This window comes from Bradyrhizobium sp. AZCC 2176 (assembly GCF_036924645.1).
Classification (GTDB): domain Bacteria; phylum Pseudomonadota; class Alphaproteobacteria; order Rhizobiales; family Xanthobacteraceae; genus Bradyrhizobium.
On record NZ_JAZHRX010000001.1, the window covers coordinates 3,827,743 to 3,847,075 of the forward strand.

The 19,333-nt window shown below is 64.2% G+C and carries 19 protein-coding genes and 1 pseudogene; 9 read left to right on the top strand and 11 right to left on the bottom strand.

Going from position 1 to position 19,333, the window contains the following annotated elements:
• Window positions 1-163: 163 nt before the first annotated feature.
• The 4 genes from V1288_RS17880 to V1288_RS17895 are packed head-to-tail and all read right to left on the bottom strand — an operon-like array spanning window position 164 to window position 3,250.
• Window positions 164-964: a heme ABC transporter ATP-binding protein gene (locus V1288_RS17880; RefSeq protein WP_334358279.1), complete on the bottom strand. Its 801-nt coding sequence runs from the start codon at window positions 962-964 to the stop codon at window positions 164-166.
• A complete protein-coding gene (locus V1288_RS17885) occupies window positions 961-2,004 on the bottom strand; it encodes a FecCD family ABC transporter permease (protein WP_334358280.1) in 1,044 nt (347 codons plus the stop codon). The genes V1288_RS17880 and V1288_RS17885 overlap by 4 nt, the downstream gene beginning before the upstream one ends.
• Window positions 2,005-2,054: 50 nt before the next feature.
• Complete coding sequence (locus V1288_RS17890; protein ID WP_334358281.1) at window positions 2,055-3,008, bottom strand: heme/hemin ABC transporter substrate-binding protein; 954 nt, start codon at window positions 3,006-3,008, stop codon at window positions 2,055-2,057.
• 35 nt (window positions 3,009-3,043) lie between these two features.
• Entirely contained in the window at window positions 3,044-3,250 is a 207-nt protein-coding gene (locus tag V1288_RS17895; protein ID WP_334358282.1) for a hemin uptake protein HemP, read from the bottom strand.
• 323 nt (window positions 3,251-3,573) lie between these two features.
• Here V1288_RS17895 and V1288_RS17900 point away from each other — a divergent pair, with 323 nt between their 5' ends.
• From V1288_RS17900 to V1288_RS17925, 6 genes are all read left to right on the top strand, one after another.
• Window positions 3,574-5,871, top strand: a complete 2,298-nt coding sequence (locus tag V1288_RS17900) for a TonB-dependent hemoglobin/transferrin/lactoferrin family receptor (protein WP_442893964.1) — start codon at window positions 3,574-3,576, stop codon at window positions 5,869-5,871.
• Between the two features lie 130 nt (window positions 5,872-6,001).
• The gene (locus V1288_RS17905; protein WP_334358284.1) at window positions 6,002-6,337 is read left to right on the top strand and encodes an antibiotic biosynthesis monooxygenase family protein; all 336 of its coding nucleotides are present in this window, start codon (window positions 6,002-6,004) and stop codon (window positions 6,335-6,337) included.
• Between the two features lie 13 nt (window positions 6,338-6,350).
• Entirely contained in the window at window positions 6,351-6,866 is a 516-nt protein-coding gene (gene hutX / locus V1288_RS17910; protein WP_334358285.1) for a heme utilization cystosolic carrier protein HutX, read from the top strand.
• A gap of 34 nt (window positions 6,867-6,900) precedes the next feature.
• Window positions 6,901-7,686: a tonB-system energizer ExbB gene (gene exbB, locus V1288_RS17915; RefSeq protein WP_334358286.1), complete on the top strand. Its 786-nt coding sequence runs from the start codon at window positions 6,901-6,903 to the stop codon at window positions 7,684-7,686.
• 16 nt (window positions 7,687-7,702) lie between these two features.
• On the top strand, window positions 7,703-8,143 hold the full coding sequence (gene exbD, locus V1288_RS17920) for a TonB system transport protein ExbD (RefSeq protein ID WP_334358287.1): 441 nt from the start codon (window positions 7,703-7,705) through the stop codon (window positions 8,141-8,143).
• Between the two features lie 71 nt (window positions 8,144-8,214).
• A complete protein-coding gene (locus V1288_RS17925; protein WP_334358288.1) occupies window positions 8,215-9,081 on the top strand; it encodes a TonB family protein in 867 nt (288 codons plus the stop codon).
• 2 nt (window positions 9,082-9,083) lie between these two features.
• On the opposite strand, the gene V1288_RS17930 is transcribed toward V1288_RS17925, so the two are convergent.
• The 4 genes from V1288_RS17930 to V1288_RS17945 form a co-directional block, all read right to left on the bottom strand.
• Window positions 9,084-9,926 carry a carbohydrate ABC transporter permease gene (locus V1288_RS17930; protein ID WP_442894033.1) on the bottom strand — a complete coding sequence of 281 codons (843 nt, stop codon included), beginning with the start codon at window positions 9,924-9,926 and terminating at the stop codon, window positions 9,084-9,086.
• Window positions 9,927-9,972: 46 nt separating this feature from the next.
• Window positions 9,973-10,929 carry a carbohydrate ABC transporter permease gene (locus V1288_RS17935; RefSeq protein WP_334358290.1) on the bottom strand — a complete coding sequence of 319 codons (957 nt, stop codon included), beginning with the start codon at window positions 10,927-10,929 and terminating at the stop codon, window positions 9,973-9,975.
• A 157-nt stretch (window positions 10,930-11,086) separates the two neighbouring features.
• A complete protein-coding gene (locus tag V1288_RS17940) occupies window positions 11,087-12,433 on the bottom strand; it encodes an ABC transporter substrate-binding protein (RefSeq protein ID WP_334358291.1) in 1,347 nt (448 codons plus the stop codon).
• 75 nt (window positions 12,434-12,508) lie between these two features.
• Window positions 12,509-13,552 carry a C-terminal binding protein gene (locus tag V1288_RS17945; RefSeq protein ID WP_334358292.1) on the bottom strand — a complete coding sequence of 348 codons (1,044 nt, stop codon included), beginning with the start codon at window positions 13,550-13,552 and terminating at the stop codon, window positions 12,509-12,511.
• A 250-nt stretch (window positions 13,553-13,802) separates the two neighbouring features.
• Here V1288_RS17945 and V1288_RS17950 point away from each other — a divergent pair.
• A pseudogene (locus V1288_RS17950) lies at window positions 13,803-15,483 on the top strand (methyl-accepting chemotaxis protein).
• A gap of 117 nt (window positions 15,484-15,600) precedes the next feature.
• On the opposite strand, the gene V1288_RS17955 reads toward V1288_RS17950, so the two are convergent.
• A complete protein-coding gene (locus tag V1288_RS17955) occupies window positions 15,601-16,578 on the bottom strand; it encodes a Bug family tripartite tricarboxylate transporter substrate binding protein (RefSeq protein ID WP_442893965.1) in 978 nt (325 codons plus the stop codon).
• 95 nt (window positions 16,579-16,673) lie between these two features.
• Window positions 16,674-17,612 (bottom strand): DMT family transporter, encoded by a 939-nt coding sequence (locus V1288_RS17960; protein ID WP_334361346.1) that lies wholly within the window; start codon window positions 17,610-17,612, stop codon window positions 16,674-16,676.
• 101 nt (window positions 17,613-17,713) lie between these two features.
• On the opposite strand from V1288_RS17960, the gene V1288_RS17965 reads away from it, so the two are divergent.
• The gene (locus V1288_RS17965; RefSeq protein ID WP_334358293.1) at window positions 17,714-18,115 is read left to right on the top strand and encodes a DUF1330 domain-containing protein; all 402 of its coding nucleotides are present in this window, start codon (window positions 17,714-17,716) and stop codon (window positions 18,113-18,115) included.
• Window positions 18,116-18,241: 126 nt separating this feature from the next.
• Here the strand turns inward: V1288_RS17965 and V1288_RS17970 are convergent, their stop codons facing one another.
• Window positions 18,242-18,850, bottom strand: a complete 609-nt coding sequence (locus V1288_RS17970) for a TetR/AcrR family transcriptional regulator (RefSeq protein WP_334358294.1) — start codon at window positions 18,848-18,850, stop codon at window positions 18,242-18,244.
• Between the two features lie 77 nt (window positions 18,851-18,927).
• On the opposite strand from V1288_RS17970, the gene V1288_RS17975 reads away from it, so the two are divergent.
• A complete protein-coding gene (locus V1288_RS17975) occupies window positions 18,928-19,332 on the top strand; it encodes a hypothetical protein (protein WP_334358295.1) in 405 nt (134 codons plus the stop codon).
• Window position 19,333 lies beyond the last annotated feature (1 nt).

Here is a 19,333-nt window from a genome sequence, read left to right on the forward strand (position 1 = left end):
CAATTGGCTGACAGTTTTGTGAAAAGCCTGTAACGCCGTTGGATAAGCCTTGCGGCGTTATGCCGTCATAGCGTTTCCCAGCGAAGTGGGCCCCGGTTCGCGTCAAGAAAACGCGTCAAAACAAAAACCTAGAGCCCGGTTCTGATTCAATCAGAAGCGGGCTCTAGGGCGGGCCTGCCGGCCGCATGGTTTGCGGCAGCAGGAACGGCACGCCTTGATCGGTATAGTCGATCGTGACGTCGACCTCGAAAATCCGGCGGATGGTCTCGGCCGTGATCGCGTCAGCGCGGCCACCGTCGACGGCGAGCCGGCCGCGGTGCAGCAGCACGATCCGGTCGGCGAAGCGCATCGCCAGATTAAGGTCGTGCAGCACGGCGATCACGGCCGTGCCGTTCTGGGCGCGCCGCCGCGCCGTTTCCACCAGGTCGATCTGGTGGCGCATGTCGAGGCTGGAGGTCGGCTCGTCCAGCAGCAGAAGCCCCGGGCCGTGCTGCTCTTCGCCGCAGGCGAGTTGCACCAGCACGCGGGCAAAATGCGCGCGCTGCTGCTCGCCGCCGGATAGCGTCGGCAATTGCCGGTGAACGAAATGCGCGAGATCGACCTCGCCGAGCGCCGCATCGACCAGCCGCTGCGCGGCGGCGCGGCCGCTATCGCCCGCGCCCATATGGACGATTTCCTCGACCGTGAACGGGAAGGTGACGTTGACATGCTGCGACAGCATCGCGCGGTGATGGGCGAGAAGGCGCGGCGCGTAGCGGTGGATGTCGCGCTGTTTCAGCCTGATCTGGCCGCGCGTCGGGCGGAGATCGCCGGACAGCATCCGCAGCAGCGTCGATTTGCCGGCGCCGTTGGGGCCGACGATCGCGACCATCTCGCCGGCTTTGATGCGCAGATCGATCGCATCGACCAGCGTGGCGCCGCCGACCACCATCGAGATCGCTTGCGCCTCGAGGATGGCGCTCATAGCGAAACCAGCCCGCGTTGGCGGAGCAGCATCCCTAAGAAGAACGGCGCGCCGATCGCCGCGGTCAGGATGCCGATCGGCATTTCAGCAGGCGCAACGATGGTGCGGGCCAGCGTGTCGGCGCCCACCAGCAGCACCGCACCCAATAGCATCGATGCAGGCAGCAGCAGCCGGTGCGCCGGCCCGATTACCAGCCGCAACAGATGCGGCACCACGATGCCGACAAAGCCGACCACACCGCAGACCGAAACCGCTACCCCCGTCATCGCCGACACCAGCACGATCGAAATCCGCTTCAGCCGTTCGACGTCAACACCGCTGTGGAACGCCTCGGCCTCGCCGAGCACCAGGACATCGAGCCCGCGCGCGATCGAGACGCAGGCGATCGCAGCCAAGCCCAGCACCGGCGCCAGCGTGGCGAGCTTGGGCCAGGTCGCGCCGCTCAGCGAGCCCAGCATCCAGAACGTGATGTCGCGCAACTGGCGATCATCGGCGATAAACACGAGTAACCCGACGCCGGCATTGGCGATGGCGGCAATCGCAATGCCGGCCAGCAGGAAAATCGCGATCGACGTCCGCCCCGAGCGGCTCGCGATCGAATAGAGGATGATTGTCGTCACCAGCGAGCCTGCGAAGGCCGCGATCGGCAGCAACTGATGCTGCATGAAGCGGAGGCTCTGGCCGATCTGGCTGTCGGTGAACACGATCGCGGCCGCTGCTGCCAGCGCGCCGCCGGAGGAAACGCCGACCAGCGCGGGGTCGGCCAGTGGGTTGCGAAACAGCCCCTGCATGATGGCGCCCGATGCGGCGAGCAGGGCGCCGACCATCGCCGCCGCCGCGATCCGCGGAATCCGGATCGACCACAGCACGAGCTGGTCGCGCGCAAGCGTCGGACCCGCTGCAGCGTCGCCCCACAAGCCGAGCGCGGCCGGCAGCCGCGTCAGCGGAATGCCGGCGGCGCCCATCGTGAGCGCAACCAGCGCCGCGCCGGCAAGTGTGGCGAGCAGACAGATGAGGGTCAGCGAAGCGGGAGGGCGCAACGCGTATCTACTGCGGCGCTTCGCATGTTGCGTGCTGTCGGAGAGAGTGGTCACAGCCGGCAGTTTGCGGTGAGTGCCGCCGGCTTGAACTTCTCTGCCTGCGGCGCCAACGCCGGATAGAGCTTGACCGAGAGATCGCGCGCGGCGGCCGCCGTGCGCGGCCCGAAGCCAAGCAGATAGAGGCCTTCCATGGACATGAAGGCCTTGTTGGCCGCGACCGGGGTCAGCGCGAAGGCGGGATGGACATATACGGCTTCCGCTTCCACCGAGTCCTTGCCGCGCTGGATCGAGAGCACCACGTCGGGCTTTGCCGCGACGATCGCCTCGTCGTTGATGATCTTGTAGCCATCATAGCCGTCGATCGCGTTGACGCCGCCGGCAAGCGCGATGATCTCGTTCGCAGCGGTGTTTTTTCCGGCGGCCATCGCCCGACCGTTCAACAGCGACATCACGAACATCACGCGCGCCGGCTTCGTCACCTTGGCGCGCAGCTCGCGCAGTTGCGCCAGGTCGTCCGCTACCGCCGCGGTCAGGCATTCGGCCCGCTTGTCCGCGCCCATGGCGTGACCGACCAGCTTGATCTTGTCGATCACGCCCGCTTCCGAAAAGGTTTCGGGCACCAGCACCAGCGGCACCTTGGCCGCCTCCAGCACGTCCATGGTTTCTTTCGGCCCGGATCCCTGCACTGCCAGCACCAGCGAGGGATTGAGCCCAAGAACGCCCTCAGCCGAAAGCTGGCGCATATAGCCGACGTTCGGTTTGTCACGCAGCGCTGCGGGCGGATAGAAGCTGGTGGAGTCCACGCCGGCCAGCCTGTCCTCGAAACCGAGCGCGTAGAGGATCTCCGTGATCGCACCGCCGATCGAGACGATCCGCGCGGGATCGCTGATCGTGACGTCGCGGTTTCGGGCATCATGCACGGTAATGCCCGCAGCGACCGCGACACGGCCGAGCAGGAAACAGCCCGCGATGGCCGACAGTGCGAGCGTGCGACATAATGTCATTGCCGGTTCACCTGGTTAGGTTCTCCTGGTCGGGTTCACTTGGTCAGGATCAGCTTGTTCTGCGACGTCAGCCGCAGGCGATAGTTATCTTCGCCATGCGCGATGATGATTTCGCGCTCCGCCGCAAACAGCTCGCGGCTGTCGATCCGGCCGCCGTTCATGGTGAGAAGGCGCGTCGCAGACGACGGCTTTTCGGCATGCTTTCCGGCGCCTCCGACATTGTCTCCTGAAGGTGCCGCCATAATTGCTGCTGTGTCCCCAATGTTCCCGACTAGCTGCTTGTATAATTTGATCGACGCGCAATCCAACTGCTGCACTTTACAATCGATATAAAGTGCACTCTGGCATTATTGACCGGTTCCGCAACGCGGCGTAACCAAGATGAACGCGATACGAGCGGGGGTGCCCGGTCGCGAAAATTGGTAGCCAGCAAGCAGCCGCGCATCACCGCGGCGCCCGCCAGCCAGACCCAAGAGACAGAACAACAGGTTGGGGCAGTATGGCTTTCGGGGCTAGGCATTCGCGCGCCTTGGTTTTGGGCGCGTCGGCATTTTCGTTCGCATTGATGTCGGCAAGCGCAGCGTTCACGCAGGCGCTCGAAGCGGAGGCCGTCACGCGCTCTCCCGAGCAGAAGAAACAGAAGCAGGCGAAGCGCCAGCAAGCCAAGCCGCAGCAGGATGCGCAGGCAACGGCGCCGGCGATGAATGCGCGGGCGCAGATTGGGGCCGGGCCGGTTCAGTCTCTCGATACGATCACAGTGGCGGCCTCGAAGACCGAGGAACGCGCGATCGACGCGCTGGCGCCGGTCAGCGTGGTGACGCTCGAGCAGATCCAGGGGCTGCAGCCGAATCGGCTGTCCGATATTTTCTACAACGTGCCAGGTGTTTCGTTCCAGGAGCGCGGCGACGATCCCTCGACCGTCATCAACATCCGCGGCCTGCAGGATTTCGGCCGCGTCGCGGTCGTGGTCGACGGCGCGCGGCAGAACTACCAGCGCACCGGCCACAATGCCAACGGCTCGTTCTTTCTTGATCCCGAGCTGGTCGGCGGCGTCGACGTGGTGCGCGGGCCGACCGCGAACATCTACGGCTCCGGCGCGATCGGCGGCGTGGTCTCGTTCCGCACCAAGGACATCAACGACGTCGTGCGCCCGGGCGAGCGCTGGGGCGTCGACATGACCGGCTCCGGCGGCACCAACAGTGCGCGCGGCCTCGGCTCGATCTTCGGCGGCGTGCGCGCCGATCCCAATGTCGATGTGTTCGGCGGCGCGGTCTACCGCACGCAGGGCAATTACAAGGACGGCAACGGCACCGAGATCGGAAACACCGGCAACGAGATCGCGGCCGGCTTGTTGAAAACCACCGTGCGGCCAGCCGAAGGCCATGAGGTCAAGTTCGGCGCGATATTCCAGGACTACAAATACAGCATCGGACAGTTCAACCGCGGCGCGACCACGACCGCGACGCCCGCCGCGGCGATCGCCGGCTCCTCCGTCTATGCATCGGACGCCAAGAACTACACGGGCACCATCACCTGGAAGTACTCGAAGCCCGATGATAGGTGGTTCGACTGGAACGCAACGGTCTACGGCAATCGGACCGACAACGACCAGATCAAGACCTACAACAACCGCATCACAAGCGGCGGCGGCGTTTGCTCGCTCGCCAATCCCGGCAACAACATTTCGGGCTGCGTCGGCGACAGGCGCGGCTATGTGCTCGATACCCTGGGCATCGACGTCAACAACACCACGCGCTTCAATGTCGGCGACTGGCACAACGCATTCACGGTCGGGTTCGACGCGTTTCAGGACGATGTGAGAACGAGCGACAGCCGGGGCAATTCGAACGTCACCACGCCCAGCGGCCTGCGGACCGTCTCCGGCGGCTTCGCGCAGTTGAAGCAGAACTACTCGACCTGGCTCGAAGTCATCAGCGCGATCCGCTACGACCGTTACGATCTTCATTCGCCGACGGTGGCCACAGGCGGCGGTGGCGACCGTTTCTCGCCGAAGATCACCGTCGGCGTGACGCCGGTGGCGGGTTTCACGCCCTATGTCAGCTATGCCGAAGGCTATCGCGCGCCCGCGATCACGGAAACGCTGATCAACGGCTCGCATGCGAACGGTGGTGCGCCATTTGGTTTCAACTGCCCAGACGGCAACTTCGGCCTGTTCTGCTTCCTGCCCAATCCGAACCTGCGGCCGGAGGTTGGCAAGAACAAGGAAGCCGGCGTCAACCTGAAATATGACGGCATCTTTTCCGCCAACGACAGCTTCCGCGGCAAGTTCAACGTGTTCCGCAACGACGTCAGTGACTACATCGACCTCGTCCCCTTTGGATTTGTTGCGATGCCGCCGTTCGGCACGCTGCCCCAGTTCTACCAGTACCAGAATATCGCGCAGGCCCGGATCGAGGGCATCGAGGCCGAGACGCTGTATGATGCGGGCTCATGGTATGTCGGTGTCGCCGGCCATCTGATACGGGGCAAGAACGTCGCGACCAATATCGGGCTGGCGACCATCACGCCGCGCAAGATCACCACGACCGGCGGCGTGCGGCTGCTCGACCGCCGGCTGATCCTGGCGGCGCAGTGGTCCTCGTTCGGCGCCAACAACGACGTGCCCGCCGGCTATCTGCCCGCGACCGGGTATGAACTGGTCAATCTGTATCTGACCTGGAATGCGACCAAGGACATCGTCTTCTCGGCCTCGATCGACAATCTGTTGAACCAGTACTACCGGCCCTATGCGATTCCGGGCAGTTCCTCCGACAACAGCACGCAGAACGACGTGTTGTGGTCGAGCCCCGGACCGGGCAGGGTCTACAAGGCCGGATTGAAGATTCACTTTGGCGGAGCGTAGTTCGACGAGCTGACAAGCCAAATCCAGTTGCACCGGGCCGCGCTGATGCACCAGCGCGGCTTCGGTGCATCCATGTTTCCAACCAACTTAAGCCGTATGCCAGGCGCAACCCAGCAAGGAGATTTTGAAAATGTTTATCGCAATGAATCGGTTCCAGGTGAAGATTGGCTCTGAAGTGGCCTTCGAGACCGTGTGGCGCACGCGCGAATCCTATCTCAGCAGCATGGCCGGCTTCGTCGAGTTTCATCTGCTCAAGGGGCCCGTCGCCGAGGATCACACGCTGTATTCCTCGCACACCGTTTGGGTCGACAAGGCCGCGTTCGAAGCCTGGACCAAATCGGAAGAGTTCCGCCGGGCCCATGCCCGCGCCGACAACAAGACCGGCGAAAGTCTCTATCTCGGCCACCCCAAGTTCGAGGGTTTTGAGGTGATCCTGAGCGAGCGCAAATCCAGCGCCGCTGCCTGAACGGGAGGGTGCCATGTTGAGCACGGAGCTTGCCGATCTCAAGGCGTATATGGCCGAGAATCCAGGCGCGGTGATCGAGGACGTGGCGCGGGAGCGCAAGGTCACGCCGCGCGCCGTGCTCGAGGCGCTGCCCGACACGATGGTGCGTTTCGGCGCCGGCGGCGAGTTTGGCGCTGCGATGAACGATGTCGCGCAATGGGGCGAGGTGACGCTGATCGTCCATACCGATGACGCGATCTTCGAATTCACCGGCGCCGTCCCGTCGGGCGAAGTCGGGCGCGGCTATTTCAACCTGATGCAGCCGACGGGACTGCACGGTCACCTCAGGCACGAGCGCTGCGCGGCCATCGCTTTCGTCGAGCGTCCGTTCATGGGCAAGTCGTCAGCCTTCATCGCGTTCATCAATGTCGACGGCGGCATCATGTTCAAGGTGTTCGTCGGCCGCGACGAGACGCGGGCGCTGCGTGGCGACCAGTTGCAACGCTTTCATGCGCTTAGCGAGAGGATCGCGCCCGCCCGCGCGGAGTAGCCGATCCCCACATTGTGCGCTCAGGGAGACGATCATGCAGCGAACAGTGCTTGATGTTATGATCCGTTGGTGTGGCGCGGCCGGCGCGGCCGCCTTGCCCAGTGCGGCGCGCGCCGCCACCGATGTCGCGCTGCTGCCGCGCAACCTGTCGCCTTGGAACATGTTCGTGAATGCGGACGTCGTGGTGCAGGCGGTCATGGTGGGCTTGGCCTTCGCCTCGCTGGTGACCTGGACGATCTGGCTGGCAAAAACCATCGAGATCCGCCGCAAGACCGCGGCGGCGAGGCGGCGCCTCAGCCTGCTGGAAACCGATACGGTGCTGGCAAAGGCCGAACAGCAAACTCGCGGCGGCAACGATGCCGTGGCGCAGATCATCCAGTCCGCCGCGCGCGAGGCCTCTCTCTCCGGCGGTCATTTCGACGATGGCCTCAAGGAGCGGGTAGCGCTGCGGCTGGAGCGGGTCGAGGCGGCGATGTCGCGGCAGATCGCGCGCGGTACCGGCGTGCTCGCGACCATTGGCGCCACCGCGCCGTTCGTCGGCCTGTTCGGAACGGTGTGGGGCATCATGAATTCGTTCATCGGCATTTCCGAAGCCCATACCACCAATCTCGCCGTGGTCGCGCCGGGCATTGCCGAGGCGCTGCTCGCGACCGCGCTTGGTCTCGTCGCGGCAATCCCGGCGGTCGTGATCTACAACCATCTCACCCGCACCATCGCGGCCCACCGCGCGCTGCTCGGCGACGCCTCGGCGATGGTGCTGCTGCTGATAAGCCGGGAGGGCGACCGCGGCTCGTTCCGCCTCGCGCGCGCCGCCGAGTAAAGACGGAGTGTGAGCGATGGGCGCGAAGCTCGGTCAAGCAATCGGCGGACGGACGCGCGGCGGCGACGATCTTGTCGAGGCGCACGAGATCAACGTCACGCCATTCATCGACGTGATGCTGGTGCTCCTGATCATCTTCATGGTCGCCGCCCCGCTCGCTACCGTCGATCTCGGCGTCGATCTCCCGGCGAGCGCGGTCGAGCCGCAGCCGCGCCCGGACAAGCCGGTGTTCGTCACCGTGAAGCCGGATCTGTCGGTCGCGGTCGGCGAGGATGTCATTGCCCGCGACACGCTGACCGCCACGCTGGACAGCGCCACGCATGGCAAAAAGGACGAGCGCATCTATCTGCGCGCTGACAAGGCCGTCAGCTATGGCGACCTGATGGAGGTGATGAACCTGTTGCGCAACGCCGGCTATCTCAAGATCGCACTGGTCGGCCTCGACGGTCGTAGCTAGAGCATGATCCGGAAAAGTGGACACCGGTTTTCCGAAAAGATCATGCTCAAACAAAAGAAGGATAGAGCGGGATGACGATTCGCAGAACGTCATCCCGCTCTAGCGTCATGAACGCGTTTGCGCTGCATGATATCTCCGACCAGGCCGGCGTCCGGCGCTGGGGCGCCTCTGCCTTCGCGATCGTGGCCGCGCATGCGGTGCTGATCGCGTTGGCGATGAACTGGGCCACGCAGCGGCCGGTGCCCGGCGTCTCCCTGCCGGCGATCATGGTCGACATGGCGCCGGTTTCGTCCACGCCGCAGCCGACGCCGATGGATCTCGCGCCGGGCCCGGTGATGCAGCAGGCCGATGCCTCGCCGCCGGAGCCCGCGAAGCAGGAATTGGTCGAGGAGCAGATCGCGCCGACACCGCCGCAGGAGAAGCCGGAGGTCATAGCCCCGCCGGAACAGAAGACCGAACCGACTCCACCAAAGCCCGAGCCTGCAAAGGTCGAGTCTGAGAAAAAGCCGTCGCCAGTAAAACCAAAAGTGGTCCGCGCGGAGGCGAAGAAGCCGAGTGACGCACCGCCCGCGCCGCGAACGACGGCCTCGCCCAAGGCCGAGCGCCAGGCGCCGGCCGCGTCCGCCGTCAGCGCCGGCGCATCGGCGGCGGCCCTTGCCTCCTACCGCCAGATGGTCGCCGCCCATCTGCAGCGCTTCAAGCAGTACCCGCCCGCCGCCAAGGCCGCGGGCCAGCAGGGCACTGCGCGGGTCAGCTTCACGCTCAGCCGAAGCGGTGGTGTGCTTTCCGTCGGCCTTGGCGGCTCATCAGGCCATTCGGCGCTGGATGCCGAGACGCTGGCGATGGTGCGCCGCGCCCAGCCGTTTCCCGCATTCCCCGCGGACGTGAAGCAGTCCTCGATGCCGTTCAGCGCGCCCGTGGCGTTCTATATTCGCTGATCCTATTCCTTCACCGCGCCGGTCAGCGACGATACGTAGTAATCCACGAACAGCGAATAAAACAGCGCGACCGGCAGCGAGCCGAGCAGCGAACCGGCCATCAGCGCGCCCCACTGATAGACGTCGCCGGTGACGAGCTCGGTCAGGATCGCGACCGGCACCGTCTTGTTGGCGCCGCTCTGGATGAAGGCGAGCGCGTAGATGAACTCGTTCCACGACAGCGTGAACGAGAAGATGCCGGCCGAGATCAGGCCGGGCACCGCCAGCGGCAGCGTGATCCGCCGCAGGATCTGCAGGCGCGTGGCGCCGTCGACCAGCGCGCATTCCTCCAGCTCATAGGGGATCGACTTGAAATAGCCGATCAGCAGCCAGGTGCAGAACGGCACCAGGAAGGTCGGATACACCAGGATCAGCGCCATCGGTGAATCGAACAGGCCGAACTGCACGATCACGGTGGCCAGCGGAATGAACAGGATCGAGGGCGGCACCAGATAGGCGAGGTAGATGCCGAGCCCCACGTAAGGGCTGCCGCGGAAGCGCAGGCGCTCGATCGCGTAGGCGGCGAGCGTCGAGGCAAACAGCGACAGGAAGGTGGAGCCGATCGCCACGAACATCGTGGTCTTGAGCCAGGTCGGATAGGCGGTGTTGAACAAGAGATGCTTGATATGGGCGAGCGTCGGCGAGGAGATCCAGAACGGATTGTGCTCCTTGTAGTTCAGAAGCTCTGCGTTCGGTTTGAACGAGGTGATCGCCATCCAGTAGAACGGAAACAGCAGGATCAGCACGAAGCAGGACAGCGGCAGATAGATCATCATCACCCGCCGCGCGCGGGAATCCCACGCCATGGTGTCGGGCGTGGCGCTGGCGACGTTGGTCGATTGGGCGGCTACGTCAGTCATTGGCTTCTCCCTGCTGCCATTTGCGGCGCGCGAGCCCGAAGTAGCTGAATAACGTCGCGAACACGAGGAACGGGATCATTGACACCGCGATCGCCGCACCCTCGCCGAGCTCGCCGCCGGCGATGCCGCGCTGGAACGCGAGCGTCGCCAACAGATGCGTGGAGTTCACCGGCCCGCCGCGCGTGATGGCGTAGACGAGCTGAAAGTCGGTGAAGGTGAAGATGATCGAGAACGTCATCACGATCGCCAGGATCGGCATCATCATCGGGAAGGTGATGTAGCGGAAACGCTGCCAGGCGCTGGCGCCGTCCAGCATCGCCGCCTCATAGAGCGAGGGCGAGATGGTCTGCAGGCCCGCCAAGAGCGAGATCGCGACGAAGGGAATGCCGCGCCAGATGTTGGCCGCGATCAGCGAGAAGCGTGCGCCCCAGGGATTGCCGAGGAAATCGATATTGGTGGTGCGGATGTGCAGCACGTCGACCAGGAGATAGGAAATGATCGAGAACTGTGGATCGTAGATCCACCAGAACGCCAGCGCCGACAGCACCGTCGGCACGATCCACGGCAGCAGTACGATGGCGCGCAACAGGCTCTTGAGCGGGAAGTGGTTATTGAGCAGGAGCGCCAGCCAGAAGCCGAGCGCGAATTTCCCGAAGGTCGCGATCGCCGTGTAGAACACGCTGTAGAACACCGCGCCCCACCACAAGGGATCGGTCCACAGATACTGGAAATTCTCCAGGCCGATAAAGATGCCGCGCTGGCCGATCGTGGTGTCGGTGAAGGCGAGCCAGACGCCGAGGCCCAGCGGATAGGTGAGGAACACCGTCAACAGGCCGATCGCGGGCGCGAGGCACATTACGATCAGGAACGGCTTGTAGTCGAACAGGCGTGCGATCCAGCCCGGTTGCCGGAGCGCTACGCCGCGCGATGGTAGAGTCGTTACGGACATCAGATGCCTGTCCTGACTTGGTCGGTGTCATTCCGGGGCGATGCGAAGCATCGAACCCGGAATCTCGAGATTCCCCGATGCGCAATTGCGCATCTGTGGTCTGGTGCTGGCGCACCATCCCGGAATGACGGAATTCAACGCCCGCGATGACGTCGCCTTACCGGCCCTGTCGCCGGAAATACCGCTTCGCACGCTGTTCCGCCTCAGCGGCGGCGGCCTCCGGCGTCTGCGCGCCGGTCGCGACCGCGGCGCACATCTGGATCAGCACGTAATCGGCACTGACCGCACCGGTTGCGGTCGAGATCGGCCCCTTGTAGCCGTCGTAGTAGGTGCTCTTCATCGTGTCCTTGAAGATCGAGACCTTGGGATCGCCGGACCAGACCGCGGCATCGGCATAGGCAGTGAGCGGCTGGGACCAGTAGCCGGAGTTGGCGTTGAGCCACGGCTCGTATTGCTCCTTCTCAAGCATGAACTGCAGGAACGCCTTCGCGGCATTGGGATACTGGCTGTGCTTGAACAGCATGGCGTTGAGCGTCAGGCCGGCCATCGGCGAGACCTTGGCGAGGCCCTTCGGCAGGAGCTGATGCTCGCTGTCCTCGGCGATCGCCTTGGTGGCCGGATCGTTCTTCAGCGAGAAATACAGCGAGACGCCGTTGGCGGTCAGCGAGATTTCCTGCGAGGAGTAGGCGCGGTTGTTGCTGACGTCGTTCCACGACGGCGTGCCGGCAATGAAGGTCGGGTAAAGTTCCTTGACCCACTTCAGCGCGGCGATGGTCTCCTTGCTGTTGATGACGATGTTACCCTCTTCATCGAGCAGGGAAGCGTTGTGCGACCACAGCGCCCAGTTGGCAAAGCCGTTGCCGTCGCCCTTGGCATTGCCCAGCGCGAAGCCGGCCGGCTTGCCGGCCTTGTGCAGCTTCTGGCACAGGTCGACAAATCCGGCATGGTCTTCCGGAACCTTGTCGAAGCCGACCGATTTCAACACCGATTTGCGGTAGATCAGGGGGCCGGCGGTGGCGCCGAACGGCAATCCGATCCAGGCGTTGCTCTTGCTGCGCTTGCCGTAGGTCTGCGCCAGCGGCAGCCAGCCGCCATAACGCTTGCCGAGGTAATCGGCGACGTCGGTCAGTTCGACCAGCTTGTCGACATAGATGTGCGGCGCGTCGGAGAAGCCGATGATAATGTCGGGGCCGGCGCCGGAATTCGAGGTCACCGCGGTCTGCTGGTTGATGTCTTCCCAGCCGACGAAATCGACCTTGACCTCGATGCCGGTCTTGTCACTGAAAGCCTTCGCATTGGCGCGGAACACGTCCTCGTCGGCCTGCACGAAGCGCACCGGGCGCAGCATGCGCAAGGACGCGCCTTTCTCGATCGCAAACTTGGGTGCCGGGACGTCGGCGGCCTTGATGGTGGACGTGGTTTGCGCCGAAGCGCTGGTGGCAGCCAGCGCGGCGGCGGAAACGCCCAAAGCCAGCGCTTCACGACGGGTGATGTCGTTCTTCATGCTTCTCTCCCTGTTGCGGTTCCCGGCGTTGATCGCCGGTGAACCCTGTCGTTCGTAAAACGCTCTTCACCGCCCCTAGCTGTTCGGGCCGCGATCCATGCTGACAGGCTGCCAGCGCCGGAGCGAGGTGTTCTGCAACACCGACGGATTGACGCAGCTTACCGGCCACATCCCCTGCAGGACCAGTGACAATTCGTAGCCCACGCGGCGCTTGCGCGCCTCGTCAAAACGTGCCGATGCCGACGCCACATGGGCGGTCAGAGTGACGTTTTCCATCGAAAGCATCGGGTTGTTGTGGGACGGCGGCTCCTTTTCCAGTACGTCGAGGGCGGCATGGGCGATCCAGCCCTCCTGCAGCGCCTTGATCAGTGATTCCTCGTCCACCGTGGCGCCGCGGCCGGTGTTGATGAACACGGCGGATTTTTTCATCTGGCGGAAATGCTTCTCGGTGAGCATGTGATGCACCTCGGGCCGGGCCGGCGCATGCATCGAGACGAAATCGGACTGCGACAGCACCTCCGACAGCGTCGCCGGCATCACGCCGTGGTCGTACATCAGCGTTTCCTGGATGAAGGGATCGTAGGCCATCATGCGCAAGCCAAAGGGCGCCGCGCGCTTGGCGACCGCGCGCGCCACCCGGCCGAACGAGATGAAGCCCAGCGTCTGGCCCATCAGCCGCGGGATCTTCAACAGCGCAGGCCGGCCCTCCGACCAGCGGCCGGTGCGTACCATCTTGTCCTGCTCGACCAGCCGCCGAAAACCCGCCAGCAGCAGCATCATGGCGTGGTCGGCGACCTCCTCGATGAAGGTGTCGGGAATGTTGGTGACGGGAATGCCGCGGGCGGTGGCGGCCTTGACGTCGACGGAGTCGACGCCGACGCTGCCGAGCGTGATCACCTTGCAGTTTTCGAGGGCGTCGATGACCGTTTTCGTGATCGGCATGCCCTTGGCGTAGATCGCGTCGGCGGTCTTTGCGGCGGCGATGAAGTCCGCCTCGTTGGCCGGCGCCTCGATGATTTCGGCCCCGATCGGATCGAGCGCTTCCTTCTCATAGTCGTAGCCGCCGCCGGCCACGGTAAAGCTCGCGCCCTTCGGCGTCAGCACCCTGAAATTCGGCATTTCCTGCTCCCGATTTTATTCTTCGGTGTTGGTTCAAGGCGGCGGGCGCCGCCGTTTTCTTTTACACGACTTCATCTTTTACGCGACCTGACCGCTCCCCGCTACAATCGCCGGTTGCTGCTTCGATTGGAAGCGGCGTTTTCGCCGGGTTTCCGCTGGCCGTCGTAACAAACCGCTAAAGGGTCTCACGATATTGTGCGCCGAATCAATCGGCCAATCGCGTGCCACGCGCCTATTTCCGGAGACCCCCGTGACGCTGACCAACCTCAAGATCACCCCCAAGCTCGGTATTCTGGTGGGCGTGACCCTGCTCGGCCTTTGCGCCGCCGGCGTACTCGCGGGCTATCTGATGCAGCGTGAGATGCTGAATGCGCGGGTCGAGCAGACAAAAGCGATCGTCGACATGGCGCGCAACATGGCGCTCGGCCTGCAGAAGCAGGTTGCCGCAGGCCAGATGACCAAGGAAGCGGCGATCGCCGAGTTCAGCAAGCGCGGCAATACGCTGACCTTCGACAACGGCAACGGCTACGTGTTCGCCTACACGATGGACGGCGTCGCTGGCGCCGGTTCCCAGCCAGATCGGCCAGAACCGCATGGACATCGACACGGGCGGCAGAAAACTCGTGCGCGAGTTGCGCGACGGCATCGCGGCCAACGGCGAGATCATGCTGCGCTACGAATTCCGAAAACCCGGAGAGGAAGCGCTGATCCGCAAATTCTCCTACGCGGTTCCGATCCCCGGCTGGAACATGTTCGTCGGCACCGGCGCCTATCTCGACGATCTCGACACCAAGATGAAACCGATCGCGGCAGTGCTCGGGCTTGCCATTCTCGGCATCGCGCTGGTTGCAGGCAGCATTGCCTGGATGATCGGCCGCAGCATCAGTAAGCCGCTCAGCCAGCTCGGCGCCCGCATGCAGGACCTCGCCGAGGGCCGGCTCGACGGCGAAATTCCCGGCATCGGCCGCGGCGACGAGATCGGCGCGATGGCTGCCACCGTCCAGATCTTCCAGGACAATGCGGTACGCATCCGCGGGCTCGAACAGAAGGAGGCCGAGGTGCAGGCGCGCGCCGAGGCCGAGCGGCGGGCGGCGATGGAAAGCATCGCCAGCGACTTCGAACGCAGCGTGACCGGCATCGTCCGCTCGGTGTCGACGGCGGCCGCCGGCATGCAGACCACCGCGCAGTCCATGACCACGACCGCGAGCGACGCCAGCGCGCGAGCGGCGACCGTGGGCGCAGCCTCGCAGCGTTCGTCCGACAATGTCGGCACGGTGGCCTCCGCCGCCGAAGAGCTCTCCAGCTCGGTGACCGAGATTTCCCGTCAGGTGGCGCGCTCCAGCGAGATCGCCAGCAAGGCGGTCAGCGACGCCGAGCGCACCAACGCCACCGTCGGCGCGCTCTCGACCGGCGCCGAGAAGATCGGCGAAGTCGTCAAGCTGATCCACTCGATCGCGGCCCAAACCAATCTGCTGGCGCTCAACGCCACCATCGAGGCGGCCCGCGCCGGCGATTCCGGCCGCGGTTTTGCGGTCGTCGCGTCGGAAGTGAAGGCGCTTGCCAACCAGACCGCGAAGGCGACCGAGGAAATCTCCTCGCAGGTTGCGGCGATGCAGGCTTCCACCAGTGAAGCCGTGGCCTCGATCGGCGGCATCACCGAAACCATCTCGCAGATGAGCGAGATCACGGTCTCGATCTCCACCGCCGTCGAGCAGCAGGGCGGCGCTACCCGCGAGATCGCCCGCAACATTCAGTCGGTGGCGGCCGGGTCGAACGAGATCTCGGCCCATATCGGCGGCGTCACTACGGCTGCGGCCGCAACCGGCAAGGCGGCCTCCGAAGTGCTGGCGAGCGCCCGCGAACTCGACACCCAGTCCGGCATGCTGCGCGGCGCCGTCGACGAATTCTTGGGCAAGGTGCGGGCGGCGTAGACTCGTAGGGTGGGCAAAGGCGCACTTGCGCCGTGCCCACCAGCTATCGACGAGTGATGGCGTGAATGGTGGGCACGCTTCGCTTTGCCCATCCTACGCAGTAGCGCAGTTGCGCCGCTACTGCTTCTCGATCCCCGCCGCCGTGATCAGCTTCTCCCACACCACGAGCTGCTCCTTCACGAAGGCGTCGAACTCTTCCGGCGTGCCGGAGAACGCTTCCATGCCGCGCTCGGCGAGCTGGCTCTTGATGTCGGGCCGCTCGACCACCTTGCGGATCTCCGCGTTGAGCTTGGTAACGATATCCTTGGGCAGGTTGGCCGGGCCGAAATACCCCTGCCACGAGGTGATATCAAAGCCCTTCACCGTATCGTCCATGGTCGGAAGATCAGGCAGCAGCACCGAGCGCTTCTTGGTCGTGACCGCCAGCGCCTTCAGCGCCTTGGCGTTGACGTGAGGCAGGCCGGTCGGCACGTCGATGAACATCATGGAGACACGGCCGGCGATCAAATCGGTCAGCGCGGGCGGCGAGCTCTTGTAGGGAACGTGCAACAGGTCGATGCCGGCGAGGCGGGCAAAGGTCGCGCCCGCGACGATCGCAGCCGAACTGCCGCTGGCATAGGTGTATTTGCCCGGCTCCTTCCTGGCGAGCGCGATCAGGTCGGCCACGGAATTTGCCGGAATGTCCGGATGGATCACCAGCATGAAGGGCAGGTCGCCGGTCCGTGCGATCGGCGTAAAATCCTTGACCGGATCGTAGCTCATGTTCTTCAACAGATACGGATTGGCCGAATGCGACGTGTTGGTCGTCACGAACAGCGTGTAGCCGTCAGGCGCGGAGCGAGCGACGTAGCTCGCGGCGATCGAGCCGTTGGCGCCTGCCTTGTTCTCGATCACCATGCCGGTGCCGAGCGCCGTGCCGAGCTCCTTCGAGATGATGCGCGTAGTGGTATCGGTGCCGCTGCCGGCCGCGAATGGCAGCACCAGCGTGATGTTGCGGTTCGGGTAGGGCGCCTGCGCGGAAGCCGTGGCGGTCATCGCCAGCATCAGGGGTGCCACTGCGGCAATATGCCGATACCGCTTCAATAGTCCGATCATTATGGTCGTTTCCTCAACTGCTTTTTGTTGGATTGGCTGGCAAGCTAGCCTGCCCCGGAGCAAAGCGAAAGCCGGTAAGACGCCACGCCGGAGTGCTACGCCTTCTTTGCCGAAGCCCGCCGCGAGGCGATCACCACGCCGGCCAGCACCAGCGCATAGCCCACCAGATGGAATATCCGCAATTGTTCGCCGAGCAGCAGGATCGCCATCGCCGAGCCGAACACCGGCACCAAATGAAAGAACGGCGCGGCACGGTTCGGCCCGATCAACGCCAGTCCGCGGTTGAAGAACAGATAGGCCAGCGTCGAGGGAAAGATCACGGCATAGCCCAGCGTCGCCATCGAGATGAAGTCGAACTTCAACGTGGCGCCGGTCGAGAACTCCCAGATCGAGAACGGCACCAGCATCAGCGCGCCGCAGCAGGTGGTGAACGAAATCAGCGACAGCGCGTGCGTCACCGGCCGGCGCGGGATCAGCGCCGAATACAGCCCGAACGACACCAGCGAACTCGCAAACATCAGGTCGCCACGGTTGAAGCTGATGCCGGCGAGCGCGCCAAAATCACCGCGCAGGATGATGGTCAAGACGCCCGCGAGCGAGATGGTGATGCCGGCGAGCTGCGCACCGGTCAGGCGGACGCCGAACAACGCCAGCGACCACAGCGCGACAAACAGCGGTCCCGCCGACTGGATCAGAAGCGCATTCAGCGCCTCGGTATATTGCAGGGCCCAGTAGGAGATTGCGTTGTTGTAGGCGAACCCGACCAGCGACAGAAACAGCATCATCGGCAGATGCGCGCGCAGCACCGGCCAGTCCCGCTTCAGGTGCGGCCAGGCAAAGGGCAGCAGGATCAGAAAGGTGCCGATCCAGCGGACGCAGGACAGCGTCAGCGGCGGCACGTGGCCGGCGACGTGGCGCGCCAGCACGATGTTGCCGGCCCAGAACAGCGAGGTCAGGCTCAGCAGCAGATAGGGCTGGTTGGTTAGCCACCGGAGCGGATGGAGGGCAGGCGGCGCTGGTGCGGGCTGGGTCATGGTCGCGGACGCAGATTGGGCCGGATTTTCCGCCACGCGACAAGTCCCGCGTATGCAATGCTACAATGTCCTGAATGGCCTGATGCCGCGAGGTGCCGTCGATGGGTGTGGATTTATTGAATCTGAAAGGCCTGCAGGAACTCGATCCGCAAGGACCCGTGGTGATGGTGAACCTGATGCGGTTCCGCGAGCGCTCACTCGACGGCGACGGCTCCGGCTGGGACGCTTATCTGCGCTACAGCGCGCTCACCGTGCCGATGATCAAGGCGCGCGGCGGCACGCTGCTATGGACCGGCGACGCCAAGGCAGTCGCGCTCGGGGAGCAAGACGGCCATCAATGGGATTATCTGGCACTGGTGTATTACCCGACGGTCGCCGCGTTCATCGATATGATGACCTCGGAAGATTACGAGCAGCGCTGTGACCCGCACCGCACCAACGGCTGCGCAGCCCATGTGATCATCGCGACGAGGGAAGCCTATAGCAAGTTCAAGGTCCCGTAGTCCGGATGGAGCAAAGCGCAATCCGGAATAGCTTGACCGCTGTGAGGCTGCCCCTGGATTTCGCGGCGCTCCATCCGGGCTATGGGATTGCGCTTCATCCGGGGACCGTTACCCCCATCTACGGCACTACCGCGACAGCGGATCAACCGCCGCGCGGCAGGCTGTTTGCACCAGATGGCGGACCTCGCTGGTCTGCCGCCTCCGGTTCAGCATCGCGAACATCGGGTAGCTCGTCAGCGCAAAGATCATGTCGACGGCGTCCTCGCGCGCGCGGCGCGATGCGGTCTTCGCGGCGACGCGCCCGACCAGCATACCGACCAGCTTGCGGCGTCGCTCGTTGCGTTCGAGCAGCGCCTCAGCAAACTCGGGATCGGTTGCCATCGCCTCGTGGAGGCGGCCAATGGCAGCGTCCCTGGCCCAGAAGCCGCAGAAGATGTCGACCACGCGATCCAGCGCCAGCAGCGGGTTCGGCATTGCCATGGCATCGGCGATTTCATGAAGCCCGCCCTGGCGTGCGATGTCGTCGAACACAGCTTCGAGCAGGCCGCGCCGTGATCCGAACTGATTGTAGACGGTAAGTCGTGTCACGCCGGCCACTTTTGCCACCGTGTCCAGCGAAAATCGCGCGATGCTCGCATCCTCGCGCAGCAGTTTGGCCGCGGCTTCGATGACGCGATCGCGCTTCTCCGCCGCGGCGGCCGACCGCACGGAACTCACATAGGCACGCTTTTTCATTTACTCGCCATCCTTTTGACGAATTGATTATACATTATGTATATCTAATTACAACTTCCGATCCGAAAGCGAGCTCCATGCAGATTCCACTCATCATAACCCTGTCCCTTCACGTGTTGTCATCGGTGTTCTGGGCAGGATCGAGCTTTACGCTGGCGCGAACCGGCGGCGCCGGCGGCGAGCAGTTGTTTGGTCCGCAAATGGGCGCCGCGGTCGTCACGATCCTGACCGGCGCCTATCTCGGACACTCCGTTCATGCCGGCATGTTCGGTACGGCTGAGCAAATCCTGGCGGTCGGGGCGCTCGCTGCGCTGGTTGCCGCCGCCGTTCAGGGCGCGATCGGCGGCCGCGCGATCAGAAGTTTGCGCAATGGGAAAGCCGACGCGGCGGATGTGCGCTCGCGCATCGCCACGGCCCAGCGCGTCGCGGCGTTACTGCTTGCAGTGACGGCGGTGTGCATGGGCGCGGCGCGCTATGCGTGAG

What these genes read in the sequence shown, in the direction of transcription:
- V1288_RS17880 (WP_334358279.1), bottom strand. Translation starts at nt 964, where the DNA reads ATGAGCGCCATCCTCGAGGCGCAAGCGATCTCGATGGTGGTCGGCGGC.
- V1288_RS17890 (WP_334358281.1), bottom strand. Translation starts at nt 3,008, where the DNA reads ATGACATTATGTCGCACGCTCGCACTGTCGGCCATCGCGGGCTGTTTC.
- V1288_RS17895 (WP_334358282.1), bottom strand. Translation starts at nt 3,250, where the DNA reads ATGGCGGCACCTTCAGGAGACAATGTCGGAGGCGCCGGAAAGCATGCC.
- V1288_RS17900 (WP_442893964.1), top strand. Translation starts at nt 3,574, where the DNA reads ATGTCGGCAAGCGCAGCGTTCACGCAGGCGCTCGAAGCGGAGGCCGTC.
- V1288_RS17905 (WP_334358284.1), top strand. Translation starts at nt 6,002, where the DNA reads ATGTTTATCGCAATGAATCGGTTCCAGGTGAAGATTGGCTCTGAAGTG.
- hutX (WP_334358285.1), top strand. Translation starts at nt 6,351, where the DNA reads ATGTTGAGCACGGAGCTTGCCGATCTCAAGGCGTATATGGCCGAGAAT.
- exbB (WP_334358286.1), top strand. Translation starts at nt 6,901, where the DNA reads ATGCAGCGAACAGTGCTTGATGTTATGATCCGTTGGTGTGGCGCGGCC.
- exbD (WP_334358287.1), top strand. Translation starts at nt 7,703, where the DNA reads ATGGGCGCGAAGCTCGGTCAAGCAATCGGCGGACGGACGCGCGGCGGC.
- V1288_RS17925 (WP_334358288.1), top strand. Translation starts at nt 8,215, where the DNA reads ATGACGATTCGCAGAACGTCATCCCGCTCTAGCGTCATGAACGCGTTT.
- V1288_RS17930 (WP_442894033.1), bottom strand. Translation starts at nt 9,926, where the DNA reads ATGGCGTGGGATTCCCGCGCGCGGCGGGTGATGATGATCTATCTGCCG.
- V1288_RS17935 (WP_334358290.1), bottom strand. Translation starts at nt 10,929, where the DNA reads ATGTCCGTAACGACTCTACCATCGCGCGGCGTAGCGCTCCGGCAACCG.
- V1288_RS17940 (WP_334358291.1), bottom strand. Translation starts at nt 12,433, where the DNA reads ATGAAGAACGACATCACCCGTCGTGAAGCGCTGGCTTTGGGCGTTTCC.
- V1288_RS17945 (WP_334358292.1), bottom strand. Translation starts at nt 13,552, where the DNA reads ATGCCGAATTTCAGGGTGCTGACGCCGAAGGGCGCGAGCTTTACCGTG.
- V1288_RS17955 (WP_442893965.1), bottom strand. Translation starts at nt 16,578, where the DNA reads ATGATCGGACTATTGAAGCGGTATCGGCATATTGCCGCAGTGGCACCC.
- V1288_RS17960 (WP_334361346.1), bottom strand. Translation starts at nt 17,612, where the DNA reads ATGACCCAGCCCGCACCAGCGCCGCCTGCCCTCCATCCGCTCCGGTGG.
- V1288_RS17965 (WP_334358293.1), top strand. Translation starts at nt 17,714, where the DNA reads ATGGGTGTGGATTTATTGAATCTGAAAGGCCTGCAGGAACTCGATCCG.
- V1288_RS17970 (WP_334358294.1), bottom strand. Translation starts at nt 18,850, where the DNA reads ATGAAAAAGCGTGCCTATGTGAGTTCCGTGCGGTCGGCCGCCGCGGCG.
- V1288_RS17975 (WP_334358295.1), top strand. Translation starts at nt 18,928, where the DNA reads ATGCAGATTCCACTCATCATAACCCTGTCCCTTCACGTGTTGTCATCG.